The organism is Flavobacterium sp., assembly GCF_035195345.1.
GTDB lineage: Bacteria > Bacteroidota > Bacteroidia > Flavobacteriales > Flavobacteriaceae > Flavobacterium.
Map to the genome: position 1 here is coordinate 2103638 of NZ_CP136574.1, position 17835 is coordinate 2121472.

The 17835-nt window shown below is 32.2% G+C and carries 16 protein-coding genes; 4 read left to right on the forward strand and 12 right to left on the reverse strand.

The window, feature by feature from the left end:
- Positions 1–44: 44 nt before the first annotated feature.
- Positions 45–1061 (reverse strand): type I restriction enzyme HsdR N-terminal domain-containing protein, encoded by a 1017-nt coding sequence (locus RSE15_RS10010; protein WP_324068162.1) that lies wholly within the window; start codon positions 1059–1061, stop codon positions 45–47.
- Between the two features lie 174 nt (positions 1062–1235).
- Between RSE15_RS10010 and RSE15_RS10015 the strand changes: the two genes are divergently transcribed.
- The 3 genes from RSE15_RS10015 to RSE15_RS10025 all read left to right on the forward strand — a co-directional run bounded on the left by RSE15_RS10015 (position 1236) and on the right by RSE15_RS10025 (position 5328).
- Entirely contained in the window at positions 1236–2486 is a 1251-nt protein-coding gene (locus RSE15_RS10015) for an ABC transporter permease (protein ID WP_324068165.1), read from the forward strand.
- Between the two features lie 33 nt (positions 2487–2519).
- Complete coding sequence (locus RSE15_RS10020; protein WP_324068167.1) at positions 2520–3056, forward strand: hypothetical protein; 537 nt, start codon at positions 2520–2522, stop codon at positions 3054–3056.
- A 73-nt stretch (positions 3057–3129) separates the two neighbouring features.
- Positions 3130–5328 (forward strand): TonB-dependent receptor plug domain-containing protein, encoded by a 2199-nt coding sequence (locus tag RSE15_RS10025; protein WP_324068168.1) that lies wholly within the window; start codon positions 3130–3132, stop codon positions 5326–5328.
- 39 nt (positions 5329–5367) lie between these two features.
- On the opposite strand, the gene accD is transcribed toward RSE15_RS10025, so the two are convergent.
- The 3 genes from accD to RSE15_RS10040 form a co-directional block, all read right to left on the reverse strand.
- Positions 5368–6222: an acetyl-CoA carboxylase, carboxyltransferase subunit beta gene (accD, locus tag RSE15_RS10030; protein WP_324068170.1), complete on the reverse strand. Its 855-nt coding sequence runs from the start codon at positions 6220–6222 to the stop codon at positions 5368–5370.
- A 109-nt stretch (positions 6223–6331) separates the two neighbouring features.
- Entirely contained in the window at positions 6332–7399 is a 1068-nt protein-coding gene (gene fbaA, locus RSE15_RS10035; RefSeq protein ID WP_324068171.1) for a class II fructose-bisphosphate aldolase, read from the reverse strand.
- 47 nt (positions 7400–7446) lie between these two features.
- Complete coding sequence (locus tag RSE15_RS10040) at positions 7447–9996, reverse strand: translocation and assembly module lipoprotein TamL (protein WP_324068173.1); 2550 nt, start codon at positions 9994–9996, stop codon at positions 7447–7449.
- 36 nt (positions 9997–10032) lie between these two features.
- Here RSE15_RS10040 and RSE15_RS10045 point away from each other — a divergent pair, with 36 nt between their 5' ends.
- The gene (locus RSE15_RS10045) at positions 10033–10758 is read left to right on the forward strand and encodes a TrmH family RNA methyltransferase (RefSeq protein ID WP_324068175.1); all 726 of its coding nucleotides are present in this window, start codon (positions 10033–10035) and stop codon (positions 10756–10758) included.
- Positions 10759–10763: 5 nt separating this feature from the next.
- Here the strand turns inward: RSE15_RS10045 and RSE15_RS10050 are convergent, their stop codons facing one another.
- From RSE15_RS10050 to RSE15_RS10085, 8 genes are all read right to left on the reverse strand, one after another.
- Entirely contained in the window at positions 10764–11456 is a 693-nt protein-coding gene (locus tag RSE15_RS10050) for a type IX secretion/gliding motility protein PorT/SprT (RefSeq protein ID WP_324068177.1), read from the reverse strand.
- A gap of 1 nt (position 11457) precedes the next feature.
- Positions 11458–12189, reverse strand: a complete 732-nt coding sequence (ubiE, locus tag RSE15_RS10055) for a bifunctional demethylmenaquinone methyltransferase/2-methoxy-6-polyprenyl-1,4-benzoquinol methylase UbiE (protein ID WP_324068179.1) — start codon at positions 12187–12189, stop codon at positions 11458–11460.
- 236 nt (positions 12190–12425) lie between these two features.
- Complete coding sequence (locus RSE15_RS10060) at positions 12426–12911, reverse strand: dihydrofolate reductase (RefSeq protein WP_324068181.1); 486 nt, start codon at positions 12909–12911, stop codon at positions 12426–12428.
- 144 nt (positions 12912–13055) lie between these two features.
- Positions 13056–13844, reverse strand: coding sequence for a T9SS type A sorting domain-containing protein (locus tag RSE15_RS10065; protein WP_324068183.1), 789 nt, complete (start codon positions 13842–13844; stop codon positions 13056–13058).
- A gap of 79 nt (positions 13845–13923) precedes the next feature.
- Positions 13924–14748 (reverse strand): thymidylate synthase, encoded by an 825-nt coding sequence (locus RSE15_RS10070; protein WP_324068186.1) that lies wholly within the window; start codon positions 14746–14748, stop codon positions 13924–13926.
- Positions 14749–14781: 33 nt separating this feature from the next.
- Positions 14782–16041: a nucleoside permease gene (locus RSE15_RS10075; RefSeq protein ID WP_324068188.1), complete on the reverse strand. Its 1260-nt coding sequence runs from the start codon at positions 16039–16041 to the stop codon at positions 14782–14784.
- Between the two features lie 18 nt (positions 16042–16059).
- On the reverse strand, positions 16060–16689 hold the full coding sequence (locus tag RSE15_RS10080) for a bifunctional nuclease family protein (RefSeq protein ID WP_324068190.1): 630 nt from the start codon (positions 16687–16689) through the stop codon (positions 16060–16062).
- 173 nt (positions 16690–16862) lie between these two features.
- Complete coding sequence (locus RSE15_RS10085; RefSeq protein WP_324068192.1) at positions 16863–17831, reverse strand: electron transfer flavoprotein subunit alpha/FixB family protein; 969 nt, start codon at positions 17829–17831, stop codon at positions 16863–16865.
- Positions 17832–17835 lie beyond the last annotated feature (4 nt).

Sequence of the window (17835 nt, forward strand, 5' to 3'; positions counted from 1 at the left end):
GGATTTTTTAAAAAAAGAAAACCACTCAGAAAGTGGTTTGTTGTTTATTTTTGAAAATATTGCATTGTAAAATCTAACAGTTGTTTCTTTATAGCAACAATACTATCTATTCCGTTAACCTCATATTTTACTCCATTAAGTTCAATATAGTGTTTGTTTTTTGAACTAGTTATTTTGCAAATAATTTTTTTGTTGTTGTCATCAACTAAAATATTGAAGCTATTCTTTTGGTCTCTATATGAAATTCTTTCAGAATCAATTTCTTTTTTATGAATTAGTATTGTTTTTATTGCATGATATATTTTAAGCTCTTCAGCAGTAGTTATAATAACATTTCCATTCTTGGATTCTTCTTCAATTACTTTAGGAAGTGCATTTTGAATTGAATTTGAGTTTATTAAAGTTCGCAATTTACTCTTCACTGTGTCGGTCATTCTTTTACCTTGCATTCTATTAAAAATTGCTTTAATAAAATCGTCAGATGGGTCTGATAATTCTGTTGCAAAAGCATCATTAAAACCTTGCAAAAAATAAAATTCAGATGCTTCTTCCATCAATTCTTTTATGTCAATATTGTTTTTGTGAAATTTTGAAAGATTTTCGAAAAGAGAATCATTTAATTCTGAAAAGTCTAATGATAAAAAAGGAGTAACATTTAAGTTTGTCTCTTTGTTTGATTCATCTGGACAATAAAATCGCCATTCAATTCCATTAGTTAAAATTCCAATTTTAGAACTTGGAGTATTAATAAAATAACCATTTAATTGTGAAGCTTCTTTATCGGTTAAATTTTTACCGTATTTTTTACACTCTACTAAAATCTCAGGATTTTTCCCTTTTATAATTAAACCAATGTCAGCTTTGTCATTTTTTTGCCCCCAACCAGCATTGATTTCAGTTAACATATCATCAAATCTACTGTAGCCTAATGTTTCGATTATAGGTTCTATCAAATATTGTCTAGTTTGAGCTTCATTTGTACATTTCTCTTCAAGTTTTGAAAAATCAATTTTTGTTATTGATTTTTTGATAACAGTTACAAATTGTTTGTTGATTGGCATAGTAGAAAGTTTTAGTAATTTTCTTATTGTTTGAAATCAAAGTTAATTATTTTTTGAATAGAAAAAATATATATTTCCGTAAAATTAAAATTTAAACAAATTTATCAAATAATAAATTCCCTCCAATTGTAACATTTTCATACATAACTCTACTTATAGTAATAGCTCAGTATTATGCTTTTATATTTACGATTACTTTCAGAGAGTTTCAGTTTTGCCATTAACGCGTTGCGCAACAATAAATTGCGTACACTTTTGTCGTTGTTAGGCGTTACCATTGGTATTTTTTCCATTATTGCGGTGTTGGCTGCGGTAGATTCTATGGATAAAAAAATTAAGGAAGATTTGAGTGATATGGACATGAATACAGTGTATTTAATGCGTTTTTCATTCGGTCCTTCTGAAATTCCTAAATGGAAACGAGAGCAATTTCCAGATGTTACTTATGATGAATTTGAACACATCAAACGTAATGTTAATGGAATCGATAAAATCTCTTTCAATTTATTTACCCGAAACGAAAACATTAAATACGAGTCTAAAACAGTAAATTCTATTCGTGTTAAACCGTCAACCGAAGATTTTTTTGATATAGAACCTATTAAAATCGACAAAGGTCGTTTGTTTAACGAATCGGAATCCAATTCTGGAAGTCCAGTAATTGTTATTGGAAGTGAAGTAGCCACAGGTTTGTTCGAAAATAGCGACCCTATTGGTAAAAAAGTGCGTTTGTATGGTCAGAAATTTACGGTTATTGGTGTACTAAAAAAACAAGGACAAAGTACTTTTGGTGACAGTAATGATGTTGCTGTGTTTTTCCCAGTTAATTTTTTAAGAAGACTCTATGGTGATAATAATAAAACGTTAACGCCTGCTATTTTAATAAAACCTGTAAAGGGTATTGATGTGGAAGAATTTAAAGCCGAATTAGCTCAAAAACTTCGTACACACAGAGGCGTGAAAACAGGTGAAATTGATAACTTTTTCATGAATGTATTATCTGGTTTTACTGATTTTATTGATAATATCATTGGACAAATGAACATGATAGGATGGATTATCAGTGCCTTTTCCTTACTAGTAGGTGGATTTGGTATTGCAAACATCATGTTTGTATCAGTAAAAGAACGTACTAACTTAATCGGAATACAAAAAGCGCTTGGTGCTAAAAATAAATTCATTTTGTTTCAATTCTTGTTTGAAGCCGTTATTTTATCATTAATTGGTGGAATGGTAGGAATGTTTTTAGTTTGGATTATTGCTTTAATTCTTTCTTCGGCATTGGATTTTGAATTTGTATTGAGTGCAGCAAATATGTTGTTAGGTTCAGGATTAGCAGCTTTTATTGGGTTAATTTCTGGAATTATTCCAGCTATTTCGGCTTCTAAATTAGATCCAGTGGAAGCTATTAGAAGTGGCATGTAACTTTTTGGTATATTTGGGGATTATTATTTAATATTGAGAAAAAAAATCGCCAGTATTTTTCTGTTATTTTTATTAATAGCACCTGCAGTTGTAACCTATACTTGGATACAACACAGAAAACGTGTTGTTAAAAAAGAAGTAAAATGGAAAATGATTGCGGGTATTGATAAATGTGAATTGGTACTTTTAAAATTTTCAAAAACTGAAACTACTACGGAGTTAAAGTGGAAACATTCCAAAGAGTTTGAATTCAACAATCAAATGTATGATATCGTAGATAAAATTACTACAAAAGACTCTGTTAAATATTGGTGTTGGTGGGATTTTGAAGAAACTAAACTGAATCAGCAATTGAGTAAATTATTAGTTAATGTTTACCAAAACGATATACCTACTAAGGAGAAACAATCTCAAATAATTCAGTTTTATAAATCTTTGTTTTTTGAGCAAGTTGTTGCATGGCAACCATTTTTAGCTATTCGTAGTTTTTATAATAATAGCTGTATAAATAATTTTTACCATTATTTATTCATAAAATTAGATACCCCTCCTCCCAATAGTTTTTCTTAAAGATTTTTTCAATATTTAGTAAGAGTATTGAAACCATTAAATAAATTAGAATTAATAAATATATTCTTAAAAAATGAGAAAAATTATTTTTTATGCTGTTGTGCTATTGCCTTTTATAGGATTTTCACAAACAGTAAAAGATACAGTTGCAACTGAATTAGAAGAAATAGTTGTTTCAGCAAATCGATGGAAACAAAATTCTAAATCAATTCCTCAGAAAATTTCGGTGATTACAGCAAATAAAGTTGTCTTGCAAAATCCGCAAACTGCTGCTGATTTACTAACCGTTTCTGGTAAAGTGTTTATGCAAAAAAGTCAGCAAGGTGGCGGAAGTCCAATGATTCGTGGTTTTGCCACCAATAGATTATTGTATGCGATAGACGGAATAAGAATGAATACCGCTATTTTTAGAGGTGGAAATATTCAAAATGTAATTTCTTTAGATCCGTTTGCAACGGAACGGACAGAAGTGTTATTTGGCCCGGGTTCTGTAATGTATGGAAGTGATGCTATTGGTGGAGTGATGAGTTTTCAAACTTTAACACCTCAATTTTCAAATGAAGAAAAAACAGTTGTTTCTGGTAGCGCAGTAACGCGATATTCTTCTGCGAATAATGAAAAAACAGGACATTTTGATGTGAATGTCGGTTGGAAAAAATGGGCTTTGGTTACCAGCATCAGTTCAAATGATTTTGGTGATTTACGAATGGGTTCACACGGACCTGAAGAATATTTAAGACCCTTTTATGTACAAAGACAAAATGGGGTAGACGTAGTGGTTACTAATGACAACCCATTGGTTCAAAAACCAACTGCATATTCGCAAATTAATTTGATGCAAAAAGTACGTTTTCAGCCTAATGAAAATTGGGATTTTCAATACGGTTTTCATTTTTCGGAAACCTCAAGTTACTCGCGCTACGACAGACATATTCGTTATAATAGTGCTGGTTTGCCTCGTTATGGAGAATTTTATTATGGTCCGCAAAAATGGATTATGAATAATTTGAATATCACGCATCAATCAAAATCTAAGTTATTTGATGAAATGTCATTGCGATTAGCACATCAGTTTTTTGAAGAAAGTCGTGTGAGTAGAGGCATTAATAATGCAAATAGAGAAATTAGAATTGAAAAAGTAAACGCTTATTCATTGAATACCGATTTTACGAAAGCTACCGGTGCCAGTAACAAAGTTTTCTACGGATTTGAATATGTTTTAAACGATGTTAATTCAACCGGAATTAATGAAGACATTGTAGTAGGATCAAGCACGGTGGGTCCGGCAAGATATCCACAAGCTACTTGGCAATCGATTGGTATTTATATGAACGACCAATATAAAATCTCTGAAAAGACATTGCTTCAAGCAGGCTTACGATATAATCAGTTTATTTTGAAAGCCGATTTTGATACTACATTTTATCCCTTTCCATTTACAGAAGCCAATATTGATAATGGTTCTTTAACAGGAAGTGCTGGAATTGTTTTTCGTCCAACAGATAAATGGGTTATTAGTTCAAATGCAGCAACGGCTTTTCGTTCGCCCAATGTGGATGATGTGGGAAAAGTGTTTGATTCTGAACCGGGTTCGGTTGTTATACCAAATCCTAATTTAGAGGCAGAATATGCCTATAATGTAGATTTGAATGTAGCGAAGATGTTCGGAAAAAGTGTAAAAGTGGATGTTTCAACTTATTATACTTTATTAGATAATGCTTTAGTTCGTAGAGATTTTACTTTGAACGGTGCTTCTGAAATTGTTTACGATGGCGAGTTGAGCCAAGTGCAAGCTATTCAAAATGCAGCGAAAGCTAATGTATATGGAATTCAGGCGGGTGTTGAGGTGAAATTACCTACTGGATTTCGATTTTCAACTGATTTGAATTTCCAAAAGGGAGAAGAAGAATTGGATAATGGAGATAAAAGTCCGTCGCGTCACGCAGCACCCTTTTTTGGAGTTTCACGTGTTGGTTTTACTAATTCTAAGTTAGATTTTGAAGTCAATCTACAGTTTAGTGATGAAGTGGCTTACGAAGATTTAGCCGAGGAAGAAAAAGGAAAAAAAGAAATTTATGCAATTGATGGTAATGGGAATCCTTATTCACCAAGCTGGTATACCTTGAATTTAAAATCGATGTATAAACTAACTGAAAATTTTACGCTTACGGCTGGATTAGAAAACATAACCGATCAACGCTATCGACCGTATAGTTCAGGAATTGTAGCACCCGGAAAGAATTTTATTCTGGCTTTGCGAGCTAAGTTTTAAACATAAAAAATCCCGATAGTGATATCGGGATTTCTATTTTTATCTTATTGGTTGATTTTGAATCAAATCTAAATACAGGTTAATTTTATCTTTCAACTCTTTTCTTGGAGCAATGAAATCTAAAAATCCGTGTTCTAATAAAAATTCTGAAGTTTGAAAACCTTCTGGTAAATCTTTACCTGTTGTGTCTCTTACAATACGAGGGCCAGCGAAGCCAATTAAAGCGCCAGGTTCTCCAATATTGATATCTCCTAACATTGCGTATGAAGCGGTAGTTCCACCCGTTGTAGGGTCAGTACATAATGAAATGTATGGAATTTGTTCTTCGGCTAATTGCGCTAATTTTGCTGAGGTTTTTGCTAATTGCATTAATGAATAAGCTGCTTCCATCATACGAGCTCCTCCTGATTTTGAAATCAAAACAAACGGAATTCTGTGTTTTATAGAATAGTCAATTGCTCTAGAAATTTTTTCTCCAACAACTGCTCCCATTGAACCACCAATAAAAGCAAAATCCATACAAGAAACGACTAAGTCTTTTCCTTTAGATTTTCCAACACCAGTTCTAATAGCGTCTTTTAATTTGGTTTTGTCCATTACATCTTTTAAACGATCACTGTATTTTTTAGTGTCTTCAAATTTTAATGGATCTTTTGATGTTAGTTTTGCATCAAGTTCAGTGAACTCGTTATTGTCGAATAAAATTTCGAAATATTCTTTACTACCAATTCGTACATGATAATCGTCTTCTGGGCTTACCCATAGGTTTCTTGCCAATTCATCTTGATCAATGATTTTTCCTGTAGGTGATTTATACCATAAACCCTTTGGAACATCTTTTTTGTCCTCAGTTGCGGTAGTGATTCCTTTTTCTTTTCTTTTAAACCAAGCCATAATTAAGTTAGAAGTTAGAAGTTAGAAGTTGGAAGGCTAACCTTATCTTCATCTAATTTCAATTAATAATAATTTTTAAACTTCGTACTTTGTACCTCGTACTTCGTACTTATAAAGTATTCACGTTATTTAAATCGGCAAAAGCTTGTTCTAATCTTGTGTTGAACGTTACTTCTCCTTCACGAACCCATTTTCTTGGATCGTAGTGTTTTTTGTTTGGACTATCTGCTCCGTCTGGACTTCCAATTTGAGTTCTTAAGTAATCGATTTTATTTACCATATAATCACGAATTCCTTCGGTGAAAGCAAATTGTAAATCGGTGTCAATATTCATTTTAATTACTCCGTAAGAAATAGCTTCTCTAATTTCTTCTAAAGTAGAACCAGAACCACCGTGGAAAACAAAATCAACTGGATTATTTCCTGTATTGAATTTATTTTGAACGTATTCTTGAGAATTTCTAAGAATTTTTGGAGTTAATTTCACATTTCCTGGTTTGTAAACGCCATGTACATTTCCAAAAGAAGCCGCGATTGTAAATCTTGGACTTACTTTCATTAATTCTTCATAAGCGTAAGCTACTTCATCAGGTTGTGTGTATAATTTTGAGCTATCTACATCTGAATTATCAACACCGTCTTCTTCACCGCCAGTAATTCCTAATTCAATTTCTAACGTCATTCCCATTTTACTCATTCTTTCTAAATATTTTTTAGAAATTTCTAAGTTTTCTTCAATTGGCTCTTCTGATAAATCAATCATGTGAGAACTGAATAATGGTTTTCCAGTTTCGGAAAAATGTTTTTCCGAAGCGTCTAATAAACCATCAATCCAAGGTAATAATTTTTTTGCGCAATGGTCTGTGTGTAAAATTACAGTAGCGCCATAAGCTTCAGCTAAAGTATGGATGTGTTTTGCACCTGCAACAGCTCCTAAAATTGCTGATTGTTCATTTTGGTTTGACAGGCCTTTTCCTGCATTAAATTGTGCACCACCATTAGAAAATTGAATAATAACTGGAGCATTTAATTTGGCAGCAGTTTCTAAAACACCATTAATAGTGCTAGATCCTACAACGTTTACTGCTGGCAATGCAAATCCTTTTTGTTTTGCATAATTAAATATTTCTTGTACTTGATCTCCGGTAGCAACACCAGCTTTAATATTGTGACTCATAGTTGATTGTTTTTATAATGGTTTTGCAAAAATAATAATTTAAAAAATTAGAATGGATAATTAATACCAAAATTTAGCACTGTTTTGCTAAAGTTAATCCCTTTTAACCATCTATCTCCCACTTCTCTACCAGGATCATAAGCTTTGTAGCCTAAATCAAAGCGAAAGACAAAGAAGTCAAAATCGTATCGTAAACCAATACCAGAACCTAGTGCTAAGTCTTCAAACGAACTAAATCCATTAAAGGTATAATCTTCATCGGTAATGTTATCAAATATGTTCCAAATATTTCCAATATCAGCAAAAAAAGCGCTGTGAAAATTCCCACCTACTCTAAAACGGTATTCCAAACTATAAGCTAATTTAAAGTTGGCTTCATTGAAATCATTAATTCCTCCACTTCTTCCCGGACCTAAGCTATAAGCTTGCCAGCCTCTATTGTCATTTGAACCGCCCGAAAAATAACTTCGTGAAAATGGGATTGATTGTGCATTGCCAAATGGTACAGCTATACCAGCAAATGCTCGCATAGCCAATGTGTTTTTCTTGCCAAAATCCCAATGTTTGATATAGTCTATTTCTCCTTTTATATACTGAGAATATTCAATACCAAACATAGTTTTATTCCCATTTTGATTCAAGTCTTCATTTTTTGAATCGGCTAATAGCGAAAGTACATTTCCTGCAGACTCTATTTTAGTTCGTATGGAATAAAAATTATTATCTAATAAATTGGCTTTTGTATTTCTAAAAAAAGTAATGCTCGATGAAACAATTAAGTTGTTTTCAATTAAACGAATTCTTCTTTCACCAATACTTCTGATTGTTTTGTATTCTGTGTCACTTGGTGATAATGAAGTTACTCCATTTTGAACATCATCAATAAAATTTACAGCGCCTTGCGTAGTTAAATTCCCGTTTTCTAAATTAGCAGGGTCAACATTATATGTTTGAGCTAAATCATTTAAAGTATTGTACGAAGAAGTATATACATTAAAGTAATTTTCTGGATTTAGATTTTTAATAAATTGAATATTTAGTAAATCAAATCGGAAAGTGTGTTTTTGTTTTGGAATCCAGCTGTAGTTAAAAACACCGGTTAAATTTTCTTTATCTAATCCTATATTTCGTTGACTTGTTAAACTAATATTTGCATTAGTTGTTGGAAGCATTTCTTTTCTAATGATTTTACGAGTATTCGCTGGAAAAACAATCCTTGGAAAGCTAAGTTTTCCTTCAATTCCATATTCTGAAATATTGAAAAATACATTGTTCGGATTCGCTAAGTCTTTTGATGAACCGATGTTTCCTTTTGCTGCTAATTCAAATGTTTCGGCTCTTTTAAATAAATTTCGCCATGTAAATGCCATCCTTCCACTAATTCCTAATTCTTGAACATCTGATGTTGTAACATCAAATGAAGGTTGCCAAACATACTTAGGCTTACTCATTAAGTAAATGTTTGCAATTAAAGATGTTTTTGTGGTGTCATTTGGATCTTCAATATATTCAATATTTGGGTAATTGAATACTTTTAAATTACTTAAAGATTTTGATGTTAACGTTCTATCATTATCACTAAACAGTTTGCCTTTTTCAATAAAAATAGCATTTGTGATGGCTTTAGGTTTGTATTTTAATTTTCCAGCACTATAAATAGTAAAATTTCTATAGGTTACGCTATCATTAAATTGATTACTTTCTTTTTTAGAAGTATTGTTTGTAAAAATGTTAACCTGACTAATTTTATAAATTGAAAATGGTTTTTTTACCAATTCGTCCCCATTTTTAACGTATCGGTCTTCAATTTTTAAGTCAATATTCATTTTTTGAGTGGAATCATCAAATATGGCATTGTATTTAATGTTGCTTTCTTGAAAATGATATACACCATTATTTCTTAAATATTGTGTTATTCTTTTGCGTTCGTTGTCGAAATTACTAAAATTATATTGATCTCCTTTTTTTATGAAAGTTTTACTTTCTTGAATAGAATATAGGCTATCTACAACAGGACTCTCAATGTATTTAAATATCGAATCTATAAAATAAGGCTTTCCAGTTGTTACTTTGTAGACAACTTTTCCTCTTTTATTTCCTACAGAGTCAATAGACATGGATACTTTGTTTCTTATGTAGCCATTGTTATAATAATATCCACTGAGGCGATCTTTAGATTTTAATGCTTTTCGTTCATCTATTATCACGGGAGCTTCGCCCGTTTCTTTCATAAAACGGTGTATTCCACTTACAAAAAATGATTTTCCTAATCGTTCTACTTGTTTAGGCGATAGCAGTCGGTTTAGCCTTTTAATTCGGTTAGGTTTTTTGTTTAACCAAACTTGATAGGAAGAATCTGGGTTTGGTCTAGCCGTATTGTATAATGTAAGTCCAAATGGATAATTTAAAAACTTAGTATTAGGTTGTTGTACTACTAAATTATTTACACGGTCTTCTTTATTTAGTTCGTCATTAACAAAAACCTCGTTTTTGGTTAACAATTTTTTACTTTCGGGCACACGTTTAACTAACGAACACGAATAAATTATTGTACCAATTACAAATAATAATGTTATTTTTGATAAATTATTTCTCAAAGCACTTTTTAAAAGTTAGTCAAAAATACAATTTTTATGCTTAGTAAAAACCAAATTAAGTTAATTACAAGCTTACAACAAAAAAAATATAGAAAACAAGAACAACTTTTCTTTGCCGAAGGTATAAAGGTAGTTCAAGAATTGTTACATTCTAACTTTGAATTGCAAGAATTGTTTACCACTAAACAAGATTTTTTGTCGGTTTCAAAAGACAAACTCCATGCCATTTCTGAGGCTGAATTAAAAAAAATTAGTGCGTTAGCTACTTCAAATTCATGTTTGGCTGTTTTTAAAATTCCAAAGGCTAAAGAAATGAAAGAAAGTGGCTTAATTTTGGCTTTAGATGATGTTAGAGATCCTGGAAATTTAGGCACCATTATACGTTTGTGTGATTGGTTTGGGATTGAAACGTTATTTTGCTCAGAAGAAACGGTTGATATTTATAATCCGAAAGTAGTGCAGGCTACTATGGGTTCTATCAGTAGAGTTAATGTTGTTTATGGAGATTTAGAAAACTTTCTAGTAAAAACCAAATTAACTGTATTTGGGACTTTTATGGATGGAAAAAATATTTACCAAGAATCACTTCCAAACGATGGTATTATTGTTATGGGAAATGAAGCAAATGGAATTTCTGAAGCAGTTGAAAAGTTAGTAACTGATCGAATAGCAATTCCTAGATTTGGTGATTTACAAATTACAGAAAGTTTAAATGTTGCAACTGCAACCGCTATTATTTTGAGCGAATTTAAACGAAACTAAGTATATTAGTGAAACGAAAAATTTATAAAAAATCCCCTTGTTTTCATTTCCTGAATATTTCCTGTCCATTGACTATTAGGGTCATTGTCACGAATTAATTCATCATTCATACTAAACACACCCCGTATTGAAGGTGAAAAAATAAAATATTCAAGATATAAATCGATACCAAATCCTACTTCATAAAAATTAGTCCATTTGGTTGTTCTAAAACGATTATTAAGATTGTCATCAGGTGAATCTGAATTACTACCTAAATTTAAGGCTGTTGAAACACCTCCTAATAAGTAAGGTCTAACATTTCCAGTTCGTAAAGCCGAATATTTTAAAAGGACCGGAAAGAAAATATAGGTAGACTTCACTTCTCTTAAACGATCGCCAGAGTCAATAATATTTGGATAAATAAAATTTCGTTGGGTTACATATAATCCAGGCTCAAACCGTAAATCAAAATATTCTACTAATCTTAGATTTCCAATTAAACCTACATTAAAACCAGTTGTTGTACCAACTTCAATATCCTCGGTAACCGTTTTATAATCAAATTTAAAGTCTAAATTATTGAACCCCAGGTAATATCCCCAATGCACGCGTTGTTTGTTCCAATTTTCTTTGTTGATAATTGGGTTTTTACTAAACATTCCTTCTTGAGCAAAAAGAAGTGGTGTGAAAAGTAATAAAAATAAAAACTTCTTCATATTATTTTTTAGATGCTTGGTAAATTGTAGCTACTCCAAATGTTTGAGGTAGATGTTTTACATCTATAAACCCAATTTTTCTTAAAATATTGTTTAATACTTCTCCAAAAGGAAATTCATTTGCAGAATTTGATAAATAAGTATAAGCGGATTGATCTTTTGAAAACAATTTTCCTACTAAAGGAAGAATTACTTTTGAATGAAAAGCATACCCTTGCTTAAATGGAAACTGAGTTGGTACAGACGTTTCTAAAATAATAAATTGTCCGCCAGGCTTTAATGTTCTTAAAATTTCCATCAAACCTTTTTCAAGATTTTCAAAATTACGCACACCATAAGCAACCGTAATTACATCAAAATAATTATCTGGATAAGGAATGTTTTCACCATCGCCCAAAACCATTTGTATTTTTGAAGTTAATTTTTGTGCTTCAATTTTTTTCTTCCCAACATCTAACATGCCTTGCGAAATGTCTAAACCTATAATTTCTTCGGCTGTAGTGCTAGCAAATAAAATAGCCAAATCGCCCGTACCCGTTGCAATATCTAAAATTGATTTAGGTTGTTTTGTCGCTACCATTTTTAAGATTTTTTGCTTCCATTTTGCATCGGTTCCAAAAGAAATTACGCGATTTAATCCGTCGTAATTACCCGAAATGGTATCAAACATTTGAGCAACTTGTTCTTTTTTGCCTAAATCTGAATCTTTGTATGGTTTTATAATTTTGGACATTTTCTTGTTTTTGGATAACAAAAGTACTGATAAAAAATCAAATACAATTGCAAAATATAATTTCAAGTTCAAAAATCAAATGGAAGAAATGTTTTTAGGAACACAGATTTATGAAATTTAAAAAAATCTGTTTTAGTTACACAAAGTATCTCAAAATTTTACACGAAGTTTCACAAAGAAATTATAAAAAAATCAGTGGAAATCCGTAAAACCAGTGTTATCAGTACTCTAAAAAACTATTTTCTAACGTACGTCAAAAAAGTAAAATCGTAATCGTGTTTTTCGTCTTTAGTATGGTATTCCTCGAAAACTAATTCCCATTTGTCAGTATCAATCACTGGAAAAAAAGTATCGGCTTCAATGGTAGTATGCACACGCGTTAAGTCGATTTTATCGGAAATTTCGATGGATTGATTGTAGATTTCGCCTCCACCAATGATGAAAACTTCTTCCTCTTTTGGACAAAAAGCAATTGCTTGTTGTAAACTACTCGCTACCAAACAACCTTCTGGCACATCATAGTTTTTTTGTCGAGTAATGACAATATGAGTTCTATTAGGTAACGGTTTCGGAAAGCTTTCAAAAGTTTTTCTACCCATCACAATATAATGACCTGAAGTTAAACTTTTAAAGCGCTTGAAATCATCTGGCAAATGCCAAACCAATTGATTGTCTTTTCCTAAAGCATTGTTTTCGGATGCGGCTGCGATTATGGTGAGCATATGTCTAAATTTTTATAGCCAATATAAGAAATTTAAATTTAAAATAATTAAAATATTTTTGTTATCTAATTATTTAATTGCGCTGATTTATAGGGGTTACCTTCAATGCTTGTCATAGCATTTAATGCTCAGTAAATTTTATTGTTAGTCTGAAATTAGTAGCTTATCTACTTCTATGATTTTGTTTTCTTCAGTTAGACTAATGATATAAAGTCCTCTTTGAAGATGCTCCTTTGAAATAGTAAAAGTCTGACCAAAAATATTATTTACTTGCTTTACTTTTTGTCCGATTGAGTTATAAATCGTCAAAGTTGCATTTTTAAGATCGACATTTGTTTGTATTGTTGTCGAGTAAATCATAGGGTTGGGAAATATTGAAAAAATACTTTTATTTGAATTTTCATTAATATTTAAGTTTCCTTGTCCTGACAGAATGCAAGTATTTGGAGTGCTTTCGTAAGCATAATCTTTTATGGTAAAAGATGAGGATGTTGCTTGTAAATCTATACGCGCCCAGCCGAAGTAAGTGTTTGTTTCTTCAATTAATTTCAGTGCTAAATATTTATCTGTTTCTCCAGCCCAGTAACCTTGGTTCGCCCCCAAAGCCATTATGCCAGGCGTATTAGAATCATACCATGTTGCTAATGACACACAAATAGTATTTGATGTTGCTAATGCCCAAGGTAAATATGTACCGTCAACAAAATTTCCTGAATAAGCATTGTTATTTTGAGGATAACAAACAATTCCAACTATACCTGCACTTTCGACATGTTGAATTATGAAATCAACTACTGTGTCATTATTCAAATCCAAAGAATATGTAGCATTTGGAGTTGTGTCAGGTATGTCAGTATATATAATTTGCGAGTATAATCTAATATTATTAAAAAACAATATTAATATGCAGTGTATGAAACTTTTTTTATTCAAAAACATTATTTTTTCATTTATATGCTTTCGTGATTAATTACCTGCCGGATTACTTTTAATACTAAATTGTTATCTTTTCTTACACCGCCACAGCACCTTTAATGTGAGGATGCGGGTCATAACCTTCTAACGTAAAATCTTCAAACTTGAAATCGAAAATATTTTTAATTTCGGGGTTTAATTTCATGGTTGGTAATGGTCGGCATTCGCGAGATAGTTGTAACTCTAATTGCTCCATGTGGTTGTTGTAAATATGTGCATCACCAAAAGTGTGGATGAATTCGCCTACTTGTAAATCACAAACTTGGGCAATCATCATCGTAAACAGAGCATAAGAAGCAATATTAAACGGAACGCCTAAGAAAATATCAGCACTGCGTTGGTACAACTGGCAACTTAATTTTCCATCGGCAACATAAAATTGAAAAAACGCATGACATGGAGGCAAAGCGGCTTTTCCATTAGCAACATTTTCTGCAAACGAAACCGAAGTATCTGGTAAAACACTAGGATTCCAAGCGGAAACTAACATTCTTCTGCTGTTTGGATTGGTTTTTAGCGTTTCGATTAATTCGGTAATTTGGTCAATTTCTTCGCTGTTCCAATTGCGCCATTGGTGTCCGTAAACCGGACCTAAATCGCCCTTTTCATCTGCCCATTCGTCCCAAATCTTTACACCGTTTTCTTGTAAATATTTGATATTGGTATCGCCATTTAAAAACCACAACAATTCGTAAATAATCGATTTTAAGTGTAATTTTTTAGTGGTTACCATAGGAAAACCCTCGCTTAAATCAAAACGCATTTGATAACCAAAAACACTCAATGTTCCAGTTCCTGTTCGGTCGCCTTTTTGGTTACCGTTGTCTAATACGTGTTTTACTAAATCGTGATATTGTTGCATGTTATTTTAGTTCAAACCTGATAGGTTTCTAATTTAATGATTAAAAGCTTCTACTTCCTTTGGATTATGTTTGTGTTTGAATAAAACCGCAAATGCGATTGTGATAACAGCAGCATAAGCAGCAAATGTTAACCAGATGTTGTGCCAATCTTTTTCTCCTGTTGCAGCATCAGTAAAATACAGGCTGATGATTTGTCCACTGACTACACTTCCTAAAACCGCACCAAATCCATTCGTCATCATCATAAATAAACCTTGTGCCGATGAACGAATCTTAGAATCAGTTGAGGTTTCTACGAATAACGAACCTGAAATATTGAAAAAGTCAAACGCCATTCCATAAACAATACAAGATAAAATAATCATCCATAAACCATCACCCGGATTTCCATAAGCGAATAATCCAAAACGCAATACCCAGGCAATCATACTAAATAACATTACTTGTTTGATTCCAAAACGTCTTAAGAAAAACGGTATTGCTAAAATGAATAAGGTTTCTGATATTTGAGAAATCGACATAATTAAAGTCGAATATTTTACTACCAATGAATTGGCATAAATAGGATTGTGTTTAAAATCATCTAAAAACACATCACCATAAGCGTTCGTCAATTGTAAAGCCGCTCCCAAAAACATACTGAACACAAAAAACAAGGCTAATTTGTAATCAGCAAATAATTTAAAAGAGCTTAAACCAATAAGTTCTACAAAAGATTTGTTTTCAGTTGTGTTGCCTTCAGGTTTGCATTTTGGTAATGTAAAGGAATATAATCCTAAGAAAATTGCAGCAATTGCAGCAATATAAAATTGATTTTCAGAAGCTTTGTTTCCAGTTAAGTTGGTAATCCACATGGCTACAATGAATCCAATGGTTCCCCAAACGCGAATAGGTGGAAAATCTTTTACCACATCTAAACCTCCTTTTTTCAAAGCGTTGTAAGCAACGGAATTAGAAAGGGCAATCGTTGGCATGTAAAAAATCATGGCTACTAAAATCACCCAAAAGAAATCCGATGGGTTACTAACTTGAGGTACATAAAGAAGGGTTAATCCTCCTAAAATATGGAGTACACCGTATAATTTTTCTGCGTTTATCCAGCGGTCGGCAACAATTCCACAAAGAGTGGGCATAAAAATCGAAGCAATTCCCATGGTTGAGAAAATAGCACCAAATTGTGCACCATCCCAATTTTTAGTTCCAAACCAATAATTAGCTACTGTGATAAGCCAAGCTCCCCAAACGAAGAACTGGAAAAGGTTCATTATTGTTAATCTGAATTTTACATTCATATTATTATTTTTAAAGTTTTAAGATTCTTTTTTTGAGATTTCATCTCTGATTTTTGCTGCTTTTTCGTAATCTTCGTTTTGAACTGCTTGTTCAAGTTTGTCGTACAATTCTTTTAAAGAAAAACCAGAATAGTTATCAGAAGAAACGGAAACATCTTCTTCTATGCCAAATGTTTCTGGTGTAGATAGAATGTCTTGGTTATCTTCGTTTTGTCCTTCATTTTCTGATGGGTTTATACTTAGGTAAATTCCTGCTTTATCTAAAATGTTTTTGTAAGTAAAAATGGGAGCATTAAAGCGAAGTGCGAGTGCTATAGCATCAGAAGTTCTTGCGTCGATGATTTCTTCAATTTTATCTCTCTCGCAAATAATACTAGAGTAGAAAACACCATCCACTAACTTATGGATAATAACTTGTTTGACCACAATGTCAAAACGATCGGCAAAACTTTTAAATAAGTCGTGAGTTAATGGTCTTGGGGGTTTAATTTCTTTTTCTAAAGCAATAGCAATTGATTGAGCTTCAAAAGCACCAATTACAATAGGTAGTTTTCGATCACCTTCTACTTCATTTAAGATTAAGGCATAAGCTCCGTTTTGGGTTTGACTGTAGGAAATGCCTTTTATAGTTAATTTTACTAAACTCATTTTGAATTGTTAATTATCATTCTTCATTCTTAAACTTTTCATTGCCAAGTAAAATTTGTACAAAACAAAGCGCAAAAGTTTGAAAATCATTTGCTCCAAAAATAAAAAAAAGAGCTATCTAAACAAAGATAACTCTAATTTTAATTTAATATATTTTTTAAACAACTAATTTCTTACGAGTTACTTGCTTTAAATGCTTTTAATTTTTCAATTAATTGCGGCACTACTGTGAAAGCATCGCCTACAACACCATAATCAGCAACTTTAAAGAAAGGTGCTTCTGGGTCTGTATTGATAACCACTTTTACTTTTGATGAGTTAATACCTGCAATGTGTTGAATTGCTCCAGAAATTCCAACCGCAATATATAAATTAGAAGCTACTGGCTTTCCAGTTTGTCCTACGTGCTCACTGTGAGGTCTCCATCCGATGTCAGAAACAGGTTTAGAACATGCCGTTGCAGCACCTAAAACTGAAGCTAATTCTTCAATCATTCCCCAATTTTCTGGACCTTTCATTCCACGACCAGCAGAAACAACGATTTCAGCATCTGCAATCGTTACTTTTCCTGAAACTTTTTCTACGTTTTCTACTTTAATTCCGAAATCCGCATCGTTTAATGATGGCGCGAAGTTTTCTTCCGTTAATGAAGAAGCGTTTTCTACTAAACCAAACGAGTTTTTAGCAATTCCTAACACTTTTACAGGTGTTGAAATTTCAGTAACGTTAAAAGCTTTGTTAGAGAATACAGTTCTTTTTACTTGGAACGGCGAAGTGCTTTCCGGTAAAGCTACTACGTTAGATACATATCCTGCTTCTAAAGCTACTGATAAAAGAGGAGCAATGTATAAACTATCTGTAGATGAAGAAACTAATACGATTTGAGTTCCTTCTTTTTTAGCTGCTTGCGCAATTACATCTGCATACGCTTTAGCACTAAAATTAGCTAATTTATCGTTTGAAACGTTTAATACTTTGTCAACTCCATAAGTAGCTAAAGCGCTATTATCAGAGTTGTTAATAGTTACAGCTGTTACTGTGGTTCCCATTGAAGCAGCCACTTTTTTTGCGTAAGAAGCTAATTCGAATGCTACTTTTTTAATTTTTCCTTCTGCTGATTCAGCATATATTAATATCGACATGATT